Below are 14,698 nucleotides of genomic sequence, written 5' to 3'. Positions count from 1 at the left end.
CTGGAATTGCCCTGGCGGACTATTTCCCAGCCATGTCGTCGGCAAGGTCCTGCGCCTGCTTGAGCAGCGCCGGGAAGGACGGGTCGCCGGGCAGGCGCTGGGCCATGCAGGCGCGGTAGTCGGCATCACCCTTTTCCCAGGCGGCGTTGGCGGGATCGGAGGCCTGCGGATCGTCCTGGTCCGAGCCCTGATCGGCCTGCTGGGCTTTCTGCGCGGCGGCGTCGGCGGCTGCCCAGATTGAATCGCAAGCCGCGATCTTCGGCACGGCGGGCGAGGCGGGTGCCTCGGCGATCAGCACGCGGTCGCCTTTCACGACTGCCACGACGAGGTGCTGATCATAGATCGGTCCCACATCCTGGGTCCAGCCACCGAGCCGCGCGACCACCGCATCGGCGCCGTCGGGCTTTTTCAGCGAAAAGTCGAGCGTGCCCGAGAATGCCGCGTCGCTGCCGATGGCCTGGGTGTAGAAACTGTCGAGCTTCAACGCCGCGCCGATGTCGGCGGGCAGCTTGAAATCCGCTTCCGCCTCGCTCGATTTGGACTTGAGCCAGCGCTCGGTCAACCCGCGCGTCGAGGCGACAATGCTTGGGCCGTCGTCGCTCTGCGCATATCGCAGCCCGTCCAGCATGCCGTAGCCGATATCGGAGGCGTTGAGGCTTTGAACATTGAAGGTGCCGGTCGCCGGGAAATCCTTGACGGAAAGCGGCCCGAGAATGGCGGCGAGGCGCTGCTGGAGGTCGGCCAGCGCCTTGTCGTTCTGGGCATCGATGGTTTCGATCGCCGTATTGGCGCTTTCCTGCGCGGTGATATCGGCGATCGCCTTGTCGCGCGCGGCGATATAATCGTCTTCCGGCGAGGCGGCATATGCCGCGCTGCCCGCCAGCGCAATGAGAAGCGTCAAGACCAACCGCATGCTGCAACCCCAATTAGCGATCAAAGCCCTTGGGAGCCATCGCCCGACTTGGCGGCTTTTGCGTGGCGGAAATCATGGAGAGCCAAATCTTTATTCCGCCTTGAGCTTCTCCACCTCGGCCTTCCTCAGCAAGAACCGCTGGATCTTGCCGCTCGGTGTCTTCGGCAGTTCGCTGACGAACTCGACCTCGCGCGGATAGGAGTGCGCCGAAAGCCGCTGCTTCACATGCTGGGCGAGTTCCTCGGCCAGCGCCTCGCTGCCCTTGAAGGCGGGCGCCAGCACCACGAACGCCTTGACGATCTCGGTGCGCTGCGGATCGGGCACGCCGACGACCGCCGCCTCGTTGACCGCCGGATGCTCGATCAGCGCGCTTTCGACATCGAACGGTCCGATGCGGTAGCCGGACGAGGTGATGACGTCGTCGGCCCGGCCGATGAAGGAGACCGAGCCGTCCGGCTCGTATTCCACCGTGTCGCCGGTGCGGTAGTAGCCGCCGGCGATCGCCGGCGTATCCGCCTGGTGGTAGCCGTCGAACCAGCGCAGCGGCGATCTGGCGATATCGACCGCCAGCACGCCAGGCTGGTTGGGGCCGAGCTCGTTGCCTGCCTCGTCCAGCACCACCATGCGGTAGCCGGGCATGGCAAAGCCGGCCGAGCCGGCGCGGACCGTATGCGCCAGACCATGATAATTGTTGACCATCATGCCGTTCTCGGTCTGGCCGTAATGATCGTGGATCGGCGCTGCAAGATGCGCGTCGAACCAGCGGATCACCTCCGGATTGAGCGGCTCGCCGGCGCTGCTCACCACGCGCAGCCTGCCCTTGACGCGGGCGGCCGCCTCGGGCCCTTCCGCCATCAGCAGGCGATAGGCTGTCGGCGAGCCGGCCAGGCTGGTGACGCCCAGACGCTCGATGAGGTCGTAGGTCGATTTGGCGTTGAAGGCGCCTTCGTAGAAGGTGGTGGCGATGCCGAGCTGCAAAGGCCCGGTGATGGCGTAGTAGAGCCCATAGGCCCAGCCGGGATCGGCGATGTTCCAGAAGATGTCGTCGGGCCGAAGCCCGATCGCGTCACGCATATAGGCGCCGAAGGCCAGCAGTGCGCTGAGCGGCACCGGCACGCCCTTTGGGTGCCCGGTCGTGCCGGAGGTCGACATCATCATGAACAGGTCGGTGCCCTTGCGCATGACCGGTTGGCAGTCGGGGGAGGCAGCCGCGAGCGCCGCGCGGAAATCGACGTCGCCGGCGGGCAGCGTGTCGCCGGGCCCAAGAATGGTGGCGATGCGCGGATGGTTTTCCACCTCGTCGAGCTTGGCGCGGTTTGCGGGGTTGGTCACCACCAGCTTCGCCTTGCTGTAGCTCAGGCGATGCTCGATAGCCTTCGGCCCGAAAGCGGTGAACAGCGGCTGGTAGACCGCGCCGACCCGCCATGTGCCGAGGATCAGCGCCACCAGTTCAGGGATGCGCGGCAGCATGCCGGCGACGACGTCGCCGGGACCGACGCCGAGACTTTTGAGCAAGGTGGCGACGCGGCCCGCCATGTCGGCCAGATCGTCGAAGGAGTATTCGCGCAATTCACCGGCAGCCGAGATCGCGCGCAGCGCCAGCCGGTTGTCGCCGGTATAGCGGCCGCAGCATTCGACATAGGCGTTGATGCCGGTCGCCGGATCGCCATGAAGGCGCGCGATCTCGTCCTCGATGCGGAATTGCGCAACGGCATCCTCATAGCGCGGCAGCGCCTGCGTCTTGGTCATGACAACCCTCCCTCGCCGGCAGACCATCTCCCCATGATCGCCGTTGGCACGAGATTGCCTGAAAAGACGGCGCTGGTCGATTGCCGCGAAAGTCGAGAGTGAGTCAGGCGACGACGGTTGCGCGAAGGAACGCAAGCTTCGCCGCTCAACGCCTTTCCAGCCATTCGAGCGGTGAGGGTGCTCCAAATTCCCAACGCGGTATGCGGTTGACCGCATCGACCATCCGGCCGATAGGGACGGCGAACCAGAGAACCGCAATGACCACCGATCTCAAACAACCGGCCGCCCCCGACGCCGCCTGGCAAGCCGAAGTCCGCGCCGGCGTGCGCCATGTCCGCGACCTCGCTTCCCTGCCGCTTTCGGCCGCCGAGCGCGCCGTCATGCAAGAAGCCGCGGCGGCGCACAAGGTGCGCGTGCCCAAACCCTATCTCGACCTGATCGACTGGAGCGACCCCAACGATCCGATCCGCGCCCAGGTGATCCCGTCGCCGGGCGAGCTCGTCGCCACCGAAGGCGAGCTCGACGACCCGATCGGCGATCATGCCTTCGGCCCGGTGCCGCGCCTGACGCACCGCCATGCCGACCGCGTGCTTTTGTTCCCGACCTATCAATGCGCGGTCTATTGCCGCTTCTGCTTCCGTAAGGAATCGCTGACCTCGATCGGCCGCGGCTACACCAGCGAAGCGCTGGAGCCGGCGCTGGCCTACATAGCCGGGCACCCGGAAATCCGCGAGGTGATCCTGACCGGTGGCGATCCGCTGTCGCTGCCGGACAAGGCGCTGGCCGATATCCGCGCCCGGCTGGAGGCGATCCCCCATCTCAGGCTGTTGCGCGTCCACACCCGCGTGCCGGTGGTGCTGCCGTCGCGCGTCACGCCCGGTATGATCGAGGCGCTGCAGGGCCGGCTGATGGTGACGGTGGTCACGCACTTCAACCATCCGCGCGAGCTCACCGCCGCAGCCGAGGCGGCCTGCCGCACGATGCGCCTGGCGGGTTTCGTGCTGCTCAACCAGAGCGTTCTCCTCAAAGGCGTCAACGACACGGTCGAGGTGCTGGAGGAGCTCTGCCTCGAGCTGATGTACCGTCTCGGCGTAAAACCCTATTACCTGCATCACGGCGACCTCGCGCGCGGCATGGCGCACCGCCGCACGACGATTGCCCAAGGCCAGGCGCTGGTCGCGGAGTTGCGCCGGCGGCTCTCCGGCATCTGTAACCCGACCTACGTCATCGACCTGCCGGACGGCGGCGGCAAGGTGCCGCTGGCAGCGAGCCATATCGAAGGGCGGGACGGCCAGACTTGGCGCATTCGCGGCCAGGACGGGAAGGCGAGGAGCTACAGCGAGGTGGTGGCGGACTGCTGAGCGCCCGCAGGTCGCTCAAGCGCGGCCCGGCCGTCTCGTTGGGGACAATCAGCCGGTTGCCGGGCCTGACCGACGGGAGTTTGTGGCCGCCGGCTGCGACAAACATCGGTCCGAGGCGTTGGGACTGCCATGTGAACGACCTGCGTTTATTCCTCTGTTTGCACGATGCGGCGTCTTGCCAAAGGGGCGACACTGTCATCGATCCGTTTGGATCATCGTAAAGTCCTTAGCTGCCTAGTCCCCAGCTGGGTTCACCTAGCGATCCTCTCGAAGCCCCGCGTGCTCCTCCCCGGAGCACGCGGGGCCGTTCGTTTGTTACCACCGGGTCGCAACATCGCCCTCTTCCTGTGGGAACCGGATTCCACGCTCCGCATTCTATCAGCGGGGACTAAAGGAGCGCGGCATGAAGGCTTTATTGGGTATCGTCGGCGGCTTCGTGCTGACCCTTGCCGTGTTCGCCAGCGGGCTCGCCTTCGCCACCTGGCTACTCGCTGCCAAGCCGGTGCGCCAGCTGACGCCTGCGATCGGCGTTTCCGAGCTCTGGACCAAGGACGCTCAGCCGGTCGATCCGCAAAAGCAGAATCTTCAGCGCATTCCTGCCCAGCAGGCTGCCGTCGCGCCCGCCCCAGGGGGCGAGCCGGCCAAGACCGACAGCGCAGTGCAGACGGCGACGCTCGCGGCTCCAACAGCACCCGCGCAGCCGCAGCAGTTGCAGCCCACGACCGCTCAGCCGAACCAGCCCGCAGCCGAGCCTGACGCGATCCAGCCTTCCCAACCGGCTCCGGCCGATGAGCAGGCCCAGCAGCAATTGCCCGTGGCCCATCTGCAATGGTGCTCGGCACGCTATCGCAGCTACCGTCCGGCGGAAAACAGCTACCGCTCCTACAGCGGCGAGCTGCGCCCCTGCATCTCACCCTATTACGATCCGATGGGCGACCCCACCGCCTCGACCGGCTCAAACGATCGGCAAGGCCGGGATGGCCAAGCCGTCGGGAACGATCGGCAAACCGCCGCGGCCGATGATCAGACGAGCGACGACCAGGCCGAGATGGAAGGCTACGCCCCGTCGGGCGACGGCTACGCCACCACCTATGGCGGCCCGCCGGAAGAGATCTCGCCCGAGGCTGGGGCCGTGCGGGCACAGGGCCGGCAGATCTCGGCCGCCCACGTCGACGATTGCTTCAGCCGCTACCGCTCCTACGATCCGCAGGACAACACCTACCAGCCCTTCGACGGCGGCCCGCGCCGCCAGTGCGAGTAGGTGAAGCGCCGCGTTGCCGCGAAGCAGCGCGCGACTGTCGGCTTCTGCTTGAATTCGGCAGGTTGGCCGCTAAAGACGTCGAAAACGGTCCAGCTGTTCGGCTTATCCATCGTCAGTGCGTAGCGGTTTGTCATGCTTGCATTCCTCCCGGTCGCCGCTAACTGCCGGGAAGCCCAAAAATGCTTCGGTAAAATAATCGGAAGATTTCAGGAACTAGGTCAGCGCCCGCAAATCGATTTACCGCTGTTTCAGGCCCGGACCTGAGATTTCTATTTACCCGGGAAAAAAATATCAGGCGCGTAAGTCTTGCTTTGAGCGCAATTGAGGCGCATACAAAAAGTGTTGATTTGGTTGAGTTTGGCTTTCGCCCCGTCGGAGCCGCGCCAATCCTTTCCGAATTTTCGATAGCGAAGCGTTGCGCCGGTCCGGCGCGGCAGCTTGCTCGTTTGAACCCTGGAACGACGCAGGGCGCTGACCACGGATGTACTGGCAGCACCGCAAATCGTTCCAGCGGTTCGACTGAAATAACGCGGAAGTCCATCCTAGCATGTTTTCACGGGAAAGCTGCAATCGTGGCCATTCGCATTGCGTCCACCGTCGTCGTCTGCTTCGGCTCTCCTTGGTGCTGTCGCGCTTCAGGCGCGCCGCGACCGCAGGGTATCTTACCGATCTCGACGAGGAGGCCTGGAGGGGCCTTTCCCGCGACGCGGCCTCTTTCATTCACCTGCCGGCGATCCTCCGCACAATGGTTCGCACGGTAAAAAGCATCAACCGGCCTCTCTCGAGGCGGCGCTCGAAGACGACCGGAGACAATCATGACAAGCCTTATGCAGCGCAACACACGGCCGATACGGCACGGCGCCCCGCCGCGCTTGTTCGACATCGGACAGGCGGTCCGTCTGAAGGGAGATTTCCGGACGTTGACCGCGGAGGTCTACCACGTCACCGGCACGCTGCCGCCAAAAGAAAACTCGCCGCAATACCGCATCCGCAGCGACACCGAACCGCATGAGCGCGTGGTGACCGAGGACAGGCTGGAATCGGCCGGAACCCCGGCCTCGGACCCTGGCCTGATGCTGATCGAAAGGACGTTCGGACATGGCCAAGAGACGGCAGCGCTCCAATCGCGAGATGAGGACGCGGAAGCAGGGAAGAATTCCGACCAGGCCTGAGAGCCTGTTCAATCAAGGCGCCGGCCTCAGCGCGAAGGGCTCGATGCCATTGCGCTGGTTTCGATGAAGGTCGTGATCGAATTCTATCGCACGCGCGTCAGCGATGACGCGCATGCCGTCATCGGCCGCGAGACGGTGCTGGCAACGGGTCTCGAGGATGCAATCGAGATTGCGCGGCTTCTGGCGAGGACGCTGAACATGCCGCAGTGGCCGGATGCGGTCACGATCTCCGAAGCTGACGGCGCGGCGCTTTATTCGGAGATTATCGCCGCGCAGGAAGGCGAGGAAAGACAGGTATGAACAGGTCCATGGCCAACGGCGAGACCGAGGCGGGCCACAAGGCCGTATCCGGCTGTTCGCCAAACACCAGAAGCTGGTCGGGCCACGCCTTCAGGGATCGTCAATACGGCCGCCGCGTCGAAGTGGATCATTCTTGGACCGTCTACCATGTCTTCACTGGAATTCCGGCGCATGTCGACGGCGCACCGATGGTCGGGCTGACACGTGCGCATGCGACGACGAGCATGCTGGATCTCAACCGTCGCAACGTCGAGGCTCGAAAGGAATGGAATAGCACCCGGCCGGCAGCAGCTGAATACGCTGAAACACGGGTGGGCCACCCATGACGCTCGCCTTTCCAAATCCCAGCCGGAGTTTCGATCAAACGCGCCGCGCCGTCTGCTTCATTGGCCATGACGGTATGTTCCAGGTCCGCTTCTTCGTCGAGGTCGAGGTCCTTGGGACATTTGGCGATGCTGGGAGCAAGGAAACGGCCGAGATGGCATACCTTTCGGCATTCGACGCCTTGCGCAGCTCCATCCAGGATGCCGCCAGCAAAGCATATGCGCGCGAGCGCCGAAACTCCTACACGCTCACGGCTTCCGGCTTCCGATAGGCAGGAAGCCAATGTCGTAGGGAAAGCGCGCAGCCGCGAATAGCCTTAGCCCTGGCTGCTACAAGAAAGGATAATGCCGATGCGTTCCATGAAAACCCCCGAGACGCCGTCCGCCGTGATCAAGCCGATCGTCAGGTCCTCAACCATCATGTCCGCGCGGCTGACGGTCAGGAAGGACGAGGCAGCAAGGCGCAAGCTCGCCGACACTGACGGCACCTTGCGGCGGGCACGTCAGATCGCAGAACGCAATCGCCTCATTTGACATGATGGCCACCTGACAAGTGCCTCTTATTTTGGGCCTTGTGTCTCGCGAACTGTCTTTCCCGCTCCTGGGCATGTCCAATCCCAAGGCGCAAATTGCCTAAACCGGAAGAAACACCATGGCGATGAAACCCAACTACCGATACGAGCGCAGCAAACGCGATCAGGCGAAGGCGGCAAAGAAAGAGGCGAAGCTCGCGGCCAAGGTGGCGAAAGAGAAAGTGGTGGATCCGGAAGACGAGCGGGAGGGGAGCGCTGACAACCGATGATGTCGCGTTAGGCAGGCCGGCCTTGGAACCGCAATGACACAACGAGAGTCCGATCACTTCGAAATCGATGTGGAGTGCCCGCGGTGCCATCACCAGGCGAAAACGCGTGTGGGCTGGATACGCACTCACACCCAGATGGAGTGTGAAAATTGCGGCGAGATCATCGACATCGAAAGCAAGAATTTCAGACCGCGCGAGCAGCCTTAAGGCGTCACAAGAATGGCCGCCTCGCGGGCGGCCGCTATGAACGCCTTGCGCGCGAATGAAGCCGGTCGGCGCCCGCTATTTACATCCGTGCAGGCCTGAATGGCTGCACGGTGCTTGTCGCTTCGCTTGCCGCGCCATCTTCGAAGCAGGAAATCCAGGCAGGCGGCGGCATCGCCGATTGCCTCCCGTCCGCCGGCCGGATCAACGATGATCGTCACCGACTGGTCGAATTTTTCATTTGCCATCACTGCGCTTAGGCCGGGGCGCGCAACATAGCAAGCACTGTTTGTTGTGGGCGAACGGGTGGGCGAACGGGAAGTGGCTTGAATGGGCGATGTCTAGGCAGCCGGCGGGAAACCAGCCGCAAGCAAAAGCTCCGTTCGCATGCAAGACCAAGGAGAGGCTCCTGGACAGCCCGACCTATTCAGCAAGAGATCAAGCCGGACTGTCCTCGCCGCACCAGCGAGATCGTATCGTGCGCCTTTGTTTCCTGTCTGGCCAGCGAAACCGCAGCAAATGAGAGCCGTTGAGCTGCCGACCGCGACTTGTGCAGAGGTTCGATCGCCAATCGGCAAGTCGCTTCTCTCTAGCTGCTGCTCGCCCAGATCGAGCAGCCGACTTTCTGTCCCGTCGCCGCATCCCGCACGGTCTTCGCGAACACCCGCCTCAGACCAGCCCTGTTGGATGCGACGTCCTTGCTTGCGAGGTAGGTCGGGTCGCCGACTTCCCAGTGGTAGCGCGTGTTGGCAGGCGCCTGCTTCCAGGTGAATTTCGAGCGGTAGGCCACCTGGCCTGGCGCGGTGTTGTCGAACCGGCAGTCGATGGTCGCCGGCATCATTCCCTTGGCGCTCATCGCGCTGACCACCTTGTCCGCATCGGACGTTGTAAGCCATTCGTCGCGGCTGACCGCTGGTCCGCTCGGCGAATGCGTCATGCATCCTCCAAGCAGCATCAGCGCCGCCATTGTCGCGGTTGTCGCGCCTGCTCGCTTGCTGTCTTGCCGATTGAAGCCCATGCTCATCCCCCTTGGCTTGGAAAGAGTAGAAAGTCTCGGTCCGGAGGATGCCCGCTGCTCATATCTGCGTATATTAGCCGCTTCACACGCCCGACTCGTCCGCGCATGGCGCTGCCAGCATTCGCGACCGCCCACGCGGAGCCTGTGACCGCCCCGCCACAAAACTTAGCCGCGCCATATCCTTAACGGTCGCCACCCGCGAAATTAACCTTTTGTTAACCATTAGCCCGGCACCCTTTAATCATTGAGTAAGGATTCGCTCGGACGTGACCTTCGCCGCCCCTTTGCACAACAAATCGATCCGCTTTCGCGCCCGTTCCTTCGTCGCTTTCACGTTGACGCCGGAAGCGCCGATCGCCGACTGGCTGGAGGGGTTGGATCACTGGATCGCCAATTCGCCCGGCTATTTCAACGGGCGCCCGGTGGTGCTGGATTTGAACACCTTGCAACCGGGGCCGGAGGAGATCGCAGCACTTGTCGGCGTGCTCGGCTCGCGCGGCATCCGCGTCTATGCCATCGAGCTCGAAGGCGCCGAGCTCGGGTCCGAATTGCCGCCGCTCTTGGCCGGCGCCAAGGAGGCGACCGCCGAGGGCCTGCTTGGCCGGGCCGCGCGCAAGGCGCGGGCGGAAGAGCTGGAAATGGCCGCCGCCGGGGAGCGGGCCGAGGTGACCCGGGAAACGATCCAGGCGGCGGCGCCTGCCGAGGTTCTGCAGGCGACCGGCGATGAGCCGGTGGATCCCGAACTGGCAAGGCTGGAAGCGGTCAGGATCGAGCCGGCCCAGGCCGAACCGGAAAAGCCAGGGCAGGGCGCCGTGCCGGCGCCTGCCTCCGGCACGCTGATGATCAAGGCGCCGATCCGCTCCGGGCAGTCGGTCTTCCATCCGCATGGCGACGTGATCGTGCTGGGCTCGGTCGCGTCCGGCTCGGAAATCGTCGCCGGCGGCTCGATCCATGTCTATGGCACGCTGCGCGGCCGGGCGATCGCCGGCTCGGAAGGCAATATTTCGGCGCGCATTTTCTGCCGCAAGAACGAGGCCGAGCTGCTTGCCGTCGACGGCTGGTACACCACGGCCGAGGAGATGGAAGGGGTGTCGCGCGGCAAGGCCGTGCAGGCCTTCCTCGACAATGATGCGTTGTGCGTGGTGCCGCTCGGCTGAGTTCTTGGCCGCAAGCTTCGGACCGGTTTCGCGTGCGAAGGTTATCGGTGCATGTCGCCCCAAAGTGCAGCGGTTTTGGGAGAACGGCATGCACCAAAAGCGAAAGATCCCGCCGTGCCTGGCACGGCCAGAGAATAAAAACCGCCAATGGAGGCTGGATATATGGGCAAGGTAGTCGTGGTCACATCGGGCAAGGGGGGCGTCGGCAAGACAACCTCGACGGCCGCGCTCGGCGCCGCCGTGGCCAGGACAGGCAAGAAGGTGGCGCTGGTCGATTTCGACGTCGGCCTGAGAAACCTCGACCTCATCATGGGTGCCGAGCGCCGCGTGGTGTTCGACCTCGTCAACGTCATCCAGGGCACGGCGAAGCTTTCGCAGGCGCTGATCCGCGACAAGCGGCTGGAGACGCTCTATCTGCTGCCCGCCTCGCAGACGCGCGACAAGGACGCGCTGACCGAAGAGGGCGTGGCGGAAGTCATCGCCCGGCTGCGATCGGTGTTCGACTATGTCTTCTGCGACAGCCCTGCCGGCATCGAGCGCGGCGCCCAGCTCGCCATGCGCTTCGCCGACGAGGCGGTCATCGTCACCAATCCGGAAGTCTCGTCGGTGCGCGACTCCGACCGTATCATCGGCCTGCTCGACGCCCGCACCATGAAGGCCGAGCAAGGCGAGCTGGTGCAAAAACACGTGCTGGTCACGCGCTATGACGCGGCGCGCGCCGCGCGCGGCGAGATGCTGTCGATCGACGACGTGCTGGAGATACTCTCGACGCCGCTGCTCGGCATCATCCCGGAAAGCCAGGATGTGCTGCGGGCCTCCAATCTCGGCTCGCCCGTCACGCTCTCGGAGCCGCTCAATGGTGCCGCAAAGGCTTACCTCGAAGCGGCAAGACGCCTGGAAGGCGAGGACCTGCCGGTGGTCGTCCCCTTCGAACGCAAGGGCTTCCTCGACCGGCTTCTCGGAAGGAGGGCCGCATGAGCATCCTCGATCTCTTCAAGCGGCGCACCAGCGCGCCGGTGGCGCGCGAGCGGCTGCAGCTGCTGCTCGCCTATGAGCGCCAGAGCCGCGGCCAGCCGGATCTCGTCTCCATCCTGCGCGAGGAGATCATGGCGGTCATCGCCAAGCATGTGCAGATCGATCAGGACTACCTCCAGGTCTCGATGGACCGCGGCGCGACCATGTCGACGCTGGAGATCGACATCCAGATCCCCAACAAGAGCGCCGCGCCGCTCGCCATGGCGGGATAACGCCGGCGCATTTTCTCTCCCTCGCCAAAGGCGGGGGAGAGGTGGCCGCGCTGCGGCCGGAGTGGAGGCCTGCGCCAACGCTTCGTCATCCTCGGCTTGACCCCAGGATCCACGCCGTTGCCTTCGACTTGGAGCGCGGCGGTACAGAACTCCATACGCGTTGCAAGGCTTTAGCGCTATGGCATGACCCTCGGCCTGCTCGCTTCGCTCCTTGCTCCGCACCAGGATGACCAAAGCGATAAACCTCACTCTCTTGTCCCACCATCCGCCCCGCACTGCCTCACGACAGCGCGGTGCCCGCGCCCTATCTCCATTCCCGAACCAGGGATGGAGCCAGGATTGACCTCGACGCAGACCGCGAAGCCGGAAACCCACGTCGGCGCAATGCCCGTCCTGGGGCTGCTCGGCGCCATCCTGTCGGTTCAGGTCGGCGCCGCCTTTGCCAAGGGGCTGTTCCCGGTGCTGGGCTCGGAAGGCACGACCATGCTGAGGCTCGCCATCGGCGCGCTGATGCTGGCGGCGGTGCTGAGGCCCTGGAAGGTGCTGCCCTCGCGGAAAACCCTGCCTTGGCTCGCCGCCTATGGCATCACGGTCTGTGCCATGAACATGCTGTTCTACGCGGCGCTCCAGCGCATTCCGCTCGGCATCTGCGTGGCGCTCGAATTCACCGGGCCGCTGTTCGTCGCCATGCTCGGCTCCCGGCGCCTGCTCGACCTCGTCTGGGTGGCGCTGGCGATAACCGGCATCGTGCTGCTCTCGCCCTTTGCCGATGCCAGAAGCGGGCTCGATCCGCTGGGGGTGGTGCTGGCGCTCGCAGCGGGCGCCTGCTGGGGGCTCTACATCATCTTCGCGCAGAAGGCCGGCGCCGAGCTCGGCGTGCGCACCTCCGCCTACGGCATGGCGATCGCCGCCATGCTGGCGCTGCCTTTCGGCTTCAGCGCCGCTCAACCCTATCTCACCGACCCGCACATCATGGCGGGCGCGGCCGTGGTCGGCCTGTTCTCCAGCGCGCTGCCCTTCTATCTGGAAATGCTGGTGCTGGCGCGCATGCCGGCCAAGGTCTACGGCATGCTGGTTTGCCTGGAGCCGGCGGGCGGCGCGCTGACCGGCTTCCTGTTTCTGCATGAGAAGCTCAACCTTTTGCAATGCGCGGGCGTCGCCGCTGTCATTGCCGCCGCCTTCGGCACGGCGGTCGCGGCGCGGCGGCCGGTGCCTTTGCCGGCCTGAATCCATCTTTCGGACCGGGGCAATCTCGGAAAATGCGCGAAACGGCAGGCTCGGCGCCTCGCCGCCGTAATCCATCCTGAGCTGCTTCGAAGCAAGGACGTGCGATGGTTTGCCGTTTCCGTGAAACGGTGAACCGCTTCGGCACCCGCAGCTCGTTAAGGGATTGGTTGGCTTCGCAAAAACACCCCCGTGGCGGGCAACATCCGACCGCATCCGGTGGTTGAAATACGACTTAAGTCCTATAACAAAATTACAATAGGTCCGAGTGGACAAGACAAGGGTCGTGGGCCACTTCCTTATGCGCTGCTGATTGGGGATGCTTATGCTGCGACATTGCCGGTGGGTAGTTTGGCCGACGGGCTGAAGGGCTGGCATGGGGAGAACCGAATGCGCGCATCGCGCGGGGGCTGCAGGCTAGTCTTGCCAGCGCTGGCTGCGTTGGCGCTTGTCGTCGCGCCTGTCAGTCTCTCCGTCGATGGTCTCGTCGTGGCCAAGGCCTATGCCGACAAAGGCGGCGGTGGTCATGGCGGCGGCGGTGGTGGAAACGGAAGCGGCGGCGGCAACAGCGGGAACGGTGGCGGAAATAGCGGCGGCAACGGTGGCGGCAATAGCGGCGGCAACAACGGAAACAGCAATAGCGGCGGCAACAACGGCAAGAGCAATAACGGCACGAGCAGCAGCGCCGGCGCGGCAAGCACCGCGGATGTCGATAGCCATGTGAACGCCGTTACTGGCGACAAGGTCGAGGCCACCAGCAGCAGCATCCAGGTCACGCACCGCAATGGAATGAAGGAGACGATCGAGAACGGCCGGTTCAGGATGGAAGACAAGTACGGACGCACCATCGTCGACCGCAGGGCCACCATGGCCGATCTCAATCGCCTGAAGAATTTGTGAGACAGAGTTTGTGGGAGTGAGGTTTTATCCGGATTAGATCTTAAGGGACCGAAGGTCAGCGCTGCAAAATCAGGTTGCCACCTTTTGCTTCGTCTCTGCGGTCCTGATCGTCTTGCGATAGAACTTGGCTACTCACCTTGCCCCCGCCTTCGTGCGGGGGTAATTTTTTGCGCCGGCAAAGCCTGTCCGCTGCGACATTGGTCAGCCATGGCGCCTGAAAATGGTCCGACGGGTGGGGGCAAGGGTCGTGGGCCGCTTTCGTCGCCCCGCCGGATATGAATTCTTGCCCAGGTCAAGACACCGGTTCCGCCTCGTCTGTGCCGTGAGCGGAGCTTCAGCCATGCGGAAGTGGGACCGGAACGAAGAGAAGATATGCGAAACCGCCCCTTCAGCAGGCTCGCCTGGCTCGCGCTGCGTGTGTTTAGCGCGCTGGCGCTGACGTTTGCGCCCTGGCACATCACCTTTGACGGCGCGCCGAGGATTGCCGCAGCCACCGCCGCCGGCAACGGCAACGGCGGTAACGGGGGGAACGGCGGTGGTGGAAGCGGCAACGGCGGCAATTCGGGATCGGCCGGCGGCTCGAATTCCGGCAATAGTGGCAACAACGGCAACAGCAATGGCCAGGGCGACAACGGCAACAGCAATGCCGGCGGGAGCAACCCCAATGCCGGGCCGGGCAACAACAGCGGCAAGGGCAACACCAATCCCGGCGGCAAGAATAGCTACACCAACGCCGCGACCGGCGACACGCTTTCGATCGACGGCGATAAGGTCACCGTCATTCATCGCAACGGTATGAAGGAGCAGGTCCGGAACGGCCGTTTCGAGATGACGGATGCGCAAGGCCGCACCATCATCGAACGGCAAGCGACGGAGGAGGACCTGTCGCGCCTGCTGAACTTGTGAGGGTTGAGAATTGAAGAACTGGGGAATTGAAGAACTGAGGAACTGGGGAAATGAGGAACTGAAGAACTGACGAATTGAAGAATTGAAGAATTGAAGAATTGAAGAATTGAAGAATTAAAGAAGAGAGGGCTCTTCAGTTCCCCAGTTCCCCAGTTCCCCAG

19 protein-coding genes are annotated in these 14,698 nt (G+C 64.0%); 14 read left to right on the top strand and 5 right to left on the bottom strand.

Features of this window, described 5'->3' with window-relative positions:
* Positions 1-19 precede the first annotated feature (19 nt).
* Together FJW05_RS22060 and FJW05_RS22055 are read right to left on the bottom strand one after the other, a co-directional pair.
* Positions 20-913, bottom strand: coding sequence for a hypothetical protein (locus tag FJW05_RS22060; protein WP_140635663.1), 894 nt, complete (start codon positions 911-913; stop codon positions 20-22).
* Positions 914-1,003: 90 nt separating this feature from the next.
* Positions 1,004-2,662 (bottom strand): acyl-CoA synthetase, encoded by a 1,659-nt coding sequence (locus tag FJW05_RS22055; protein WP_140635661.1) that lies wholly within the window; start codon positions 2,660-2,662, stop codon positions 1,004-1,006.
* Positions 2,663-2,919: 257 nt separating this feature from the next.
* Between FJW05_RS22055 and FJW05_RS22050 the strand changes: the two genes are divergently transcribed.
* Both FJW05_RS22050 and FJW05_RS22045 read left to right on the top strand, forming a co-directional pair.
* A complete protein-coding gene (locus FJW05_RS22050; RefSeq protein ID WP_140545027.1) occupies positions 2,920-4,023 on the top strand; it encodes a KamA family radical SAM protein in 1,104 nt (367 codons plus the stop codon).
* 403 nt (positions 4,024-4,426) lie between these two features.
* Positions 4,427-5,284, top strand: coding sequence for a BA14K family protein (locus tag FJW05_RS22045; RefSeq protein ID WP_140545025.1), 858 nt, complete (start codon positions 4,427-4,429; stop codon positions 5,282-5,284).
* Here FJW05_RS22045 and FJW05_RS27505 read toward each other — a convergent pair.
* A complete protein-coding gene (locus FJW05_RS27505) occupies positions 5,242-5,418 on the bottom strand; it encodes a hypothetical protein (protein WP_181165034.1) in 177 nt (58 codons plus the stop codon). The two genes, FJW05_RS22045 and FJW05_RS27505, sit on opposite strands and share 43 nt — an antisense overlap.
* Before the next feature lie 681 nt (positions 5,419-6,099).
* On the opposite strand from FJW05_RS27505, the gene FJW05_RS22040 reads away from it, so the two are divergent.
* From FJW05_RS22040 to FJW05_RS27500, 6 genes are all read left to right on the top strand, one after another.
* Positions 6,100-6,456, top strand: a complete 357-nt coding sequence (locus tag FJW05_RS22040; protein WP_140545034.1) for a hypothetical protein — start codon at positions 6,100-6,102, stop codon at positions 6,454-6,456.
* A 63-nt stretch (positions 6,457-6,519) separates the two neighbouring features.
* Positions 6,520-6,756, top strand: coding sequence for a hypothetical protein (locus tag FJW05_RS22035; RefSeq protein ID WP_140545023.1), 237 nt, complete (start codon positions 6,520-6,522; stop codon positions 6,754-6,756).
* Entirely contained in the window at positions 6,753-7,082 is a 330-nt protein-coding gene (locus FJW05_RS22030) for a hypothetical protein (protein WP_140635659.1), read from the top strand. The genes FJW05_RS22035 and FJW05_RS22030 overlap by 4 nt, the downstream gene beginning before the upstream one ends.
* The gene (locus FJW05_RS22025) at positions 7,079-7,351 is read left to right on the top strand and encodes a DUF1488 domain-containing protein (RefSeq protein ID WP_140545019.1); all 273 of its coding nucleotides are present in this window, start codon (positions 7,079-7,081) and stop codon (positions 7,349-7,351) included. Before FJW05_RS22030 ends, FJW05_RS22025 begins: the two co-directional genes overlap by 4 nt.
* Before the next feature lie 79 nt (positions 7,352-7,430).
* Positions 7,431-7,613 carry a hypothetical protein gene (locus FJW05_RS22020; RefSeq protein WP_140635657.1) on the top strand — a complete coding sequence of 61 codons (183 nt, stop codon included), beginning with the start codon at positions 7,431-7,433 and terminating at the stop codon, positions 7,611-7,613.
* A 118-nt stretch (positions 7,614-7,731) separates the two neighbouring features.
* Positions 7,732-7,881: a hypothetical protein gene (locus FJW05_RS27500; RefSeq protein WP_181165033.1), complete on the top strand. Its 150-nt coding sequence runs from the start codon at positions 7,732-7,734 to the stop codon at positions 7,879-7,881.
* 203 nt (positions 7,882-8,084) lie between these two features.
* Here FJW05_RS27500 and FJW05_RS22015 read toward each other — a convergent pair whose 3' ends face one another.
* Both FJW05_RS22015 and FJW05_RS22010 read right to left on the bottom strand, forming a co-directional pair.
* Complete coding sequence (locus FJW05_RS22015; protein WP_095770102.1) at positions 8,085-8,333, bottom strand: DUF982 domain-containing protein; 249 nt, start codon at positions 8,331-8,333, stop codon at positions 8,085-8,087.
* 341 nt (positions 8,334-8,674) lie between these two features.
* On the bottom strand, positions 8,675-9,022 hold the full coding sequence (locus tag FJW05_RS22010; RefSeq protein WP_140635655.1) for a hypothetical protein: 348 nt from the start codon (positions 9,020-9,022) through the stop codon (positions 8,675-8,677).
* A 347-nt stretch (positions 9,023-9,369) separates the two neighbouring features.
* Here FJW05_RS22010 and minC point away from each other — a divergent pair, with 347 nt between their 5' ends.
* From minC to FJW05_RS21980, 6 genes are all read left to right on the top strand, one after another.
* A complete protein-coding gene (gene minC, locus FJW05_RS22005) occupies positions 9,370-10,260 on the top strand; it encodes a septum site-determining protein MinC (protein WP_140635653.1) in 891 nt (296 codons plus the stop codon).
* Between the two features lie 162 nt (positions 10,261-10,422).
* Entirely contained in the window at positions 10,423-11,238 is an 816-nt protein-coding gene (gene minD, locus FJW05_RS22000; protein ID WP_095770099.1) for a septum site-determining protein MinD, read from the top strand.
* Positions 11,235-11,507: a cell division topological specificity factor MinE gene (minE, locus tag FJW05_RS21995; RefSeq protein WP_042638296.1), complete on the top strand. Its 273-nt coding sequence runs from the start codon at positions 11,235-11,237 to the stop codon at positions 11,505-11,507. The genes minD and minE overlap by 4 nt, the downstream gene beginning before the upstream one ends.
* Before the next feature lie 339 nt (positions 11,508-11,846).
* Complete coding sequence (locus FJW05_RS21990) at positions 11,847-12,734, top strand: DMT family transporter (protein ID WP_246673591.1); 888 nt, start codon at positions 11,847-11,849, stop codon at positions 12,732-12,734.
* Between the two features lie 387 nt (positions 12,735-13,121).
* Positions 13,122-13,631, top strand: a complete 510-nt coding sequence (locus FJW05_RS27495) for a hypothetical protein (protein ID WP_181165032.1) — start codon at positions 13,122-13,124, stop codon at positions 13,629-13,631.
* A gap of 372 nt (positions 13,632-14,003) precedes the next feature.
* On the top strand, positions 14,004-14,537 hold the full coding sequence (locus FJW05_RS21980; RefSeq protein ID WP_140635649.1) for a hypothetical protein: 534 nt from the start codon (positions 14,004-14,006) through the stop codon (positions 14,535-14,537).
* Positions 14,538-14,698 lie beyond the last annotated feature (161 nt).

The organism is Mesorhizobium sp. B2-9-1 (assembly GCF_006439455.1).
Taxonomy (GTDB): Bacteria; Pseudomonadota; Alphaproteobacteria; order Rhizobiales; family Rhizobiaceae; genus Mesorhizobium.
This window is presented reverse-complemented; position numbering and strand designations above follow the sequence as displayed.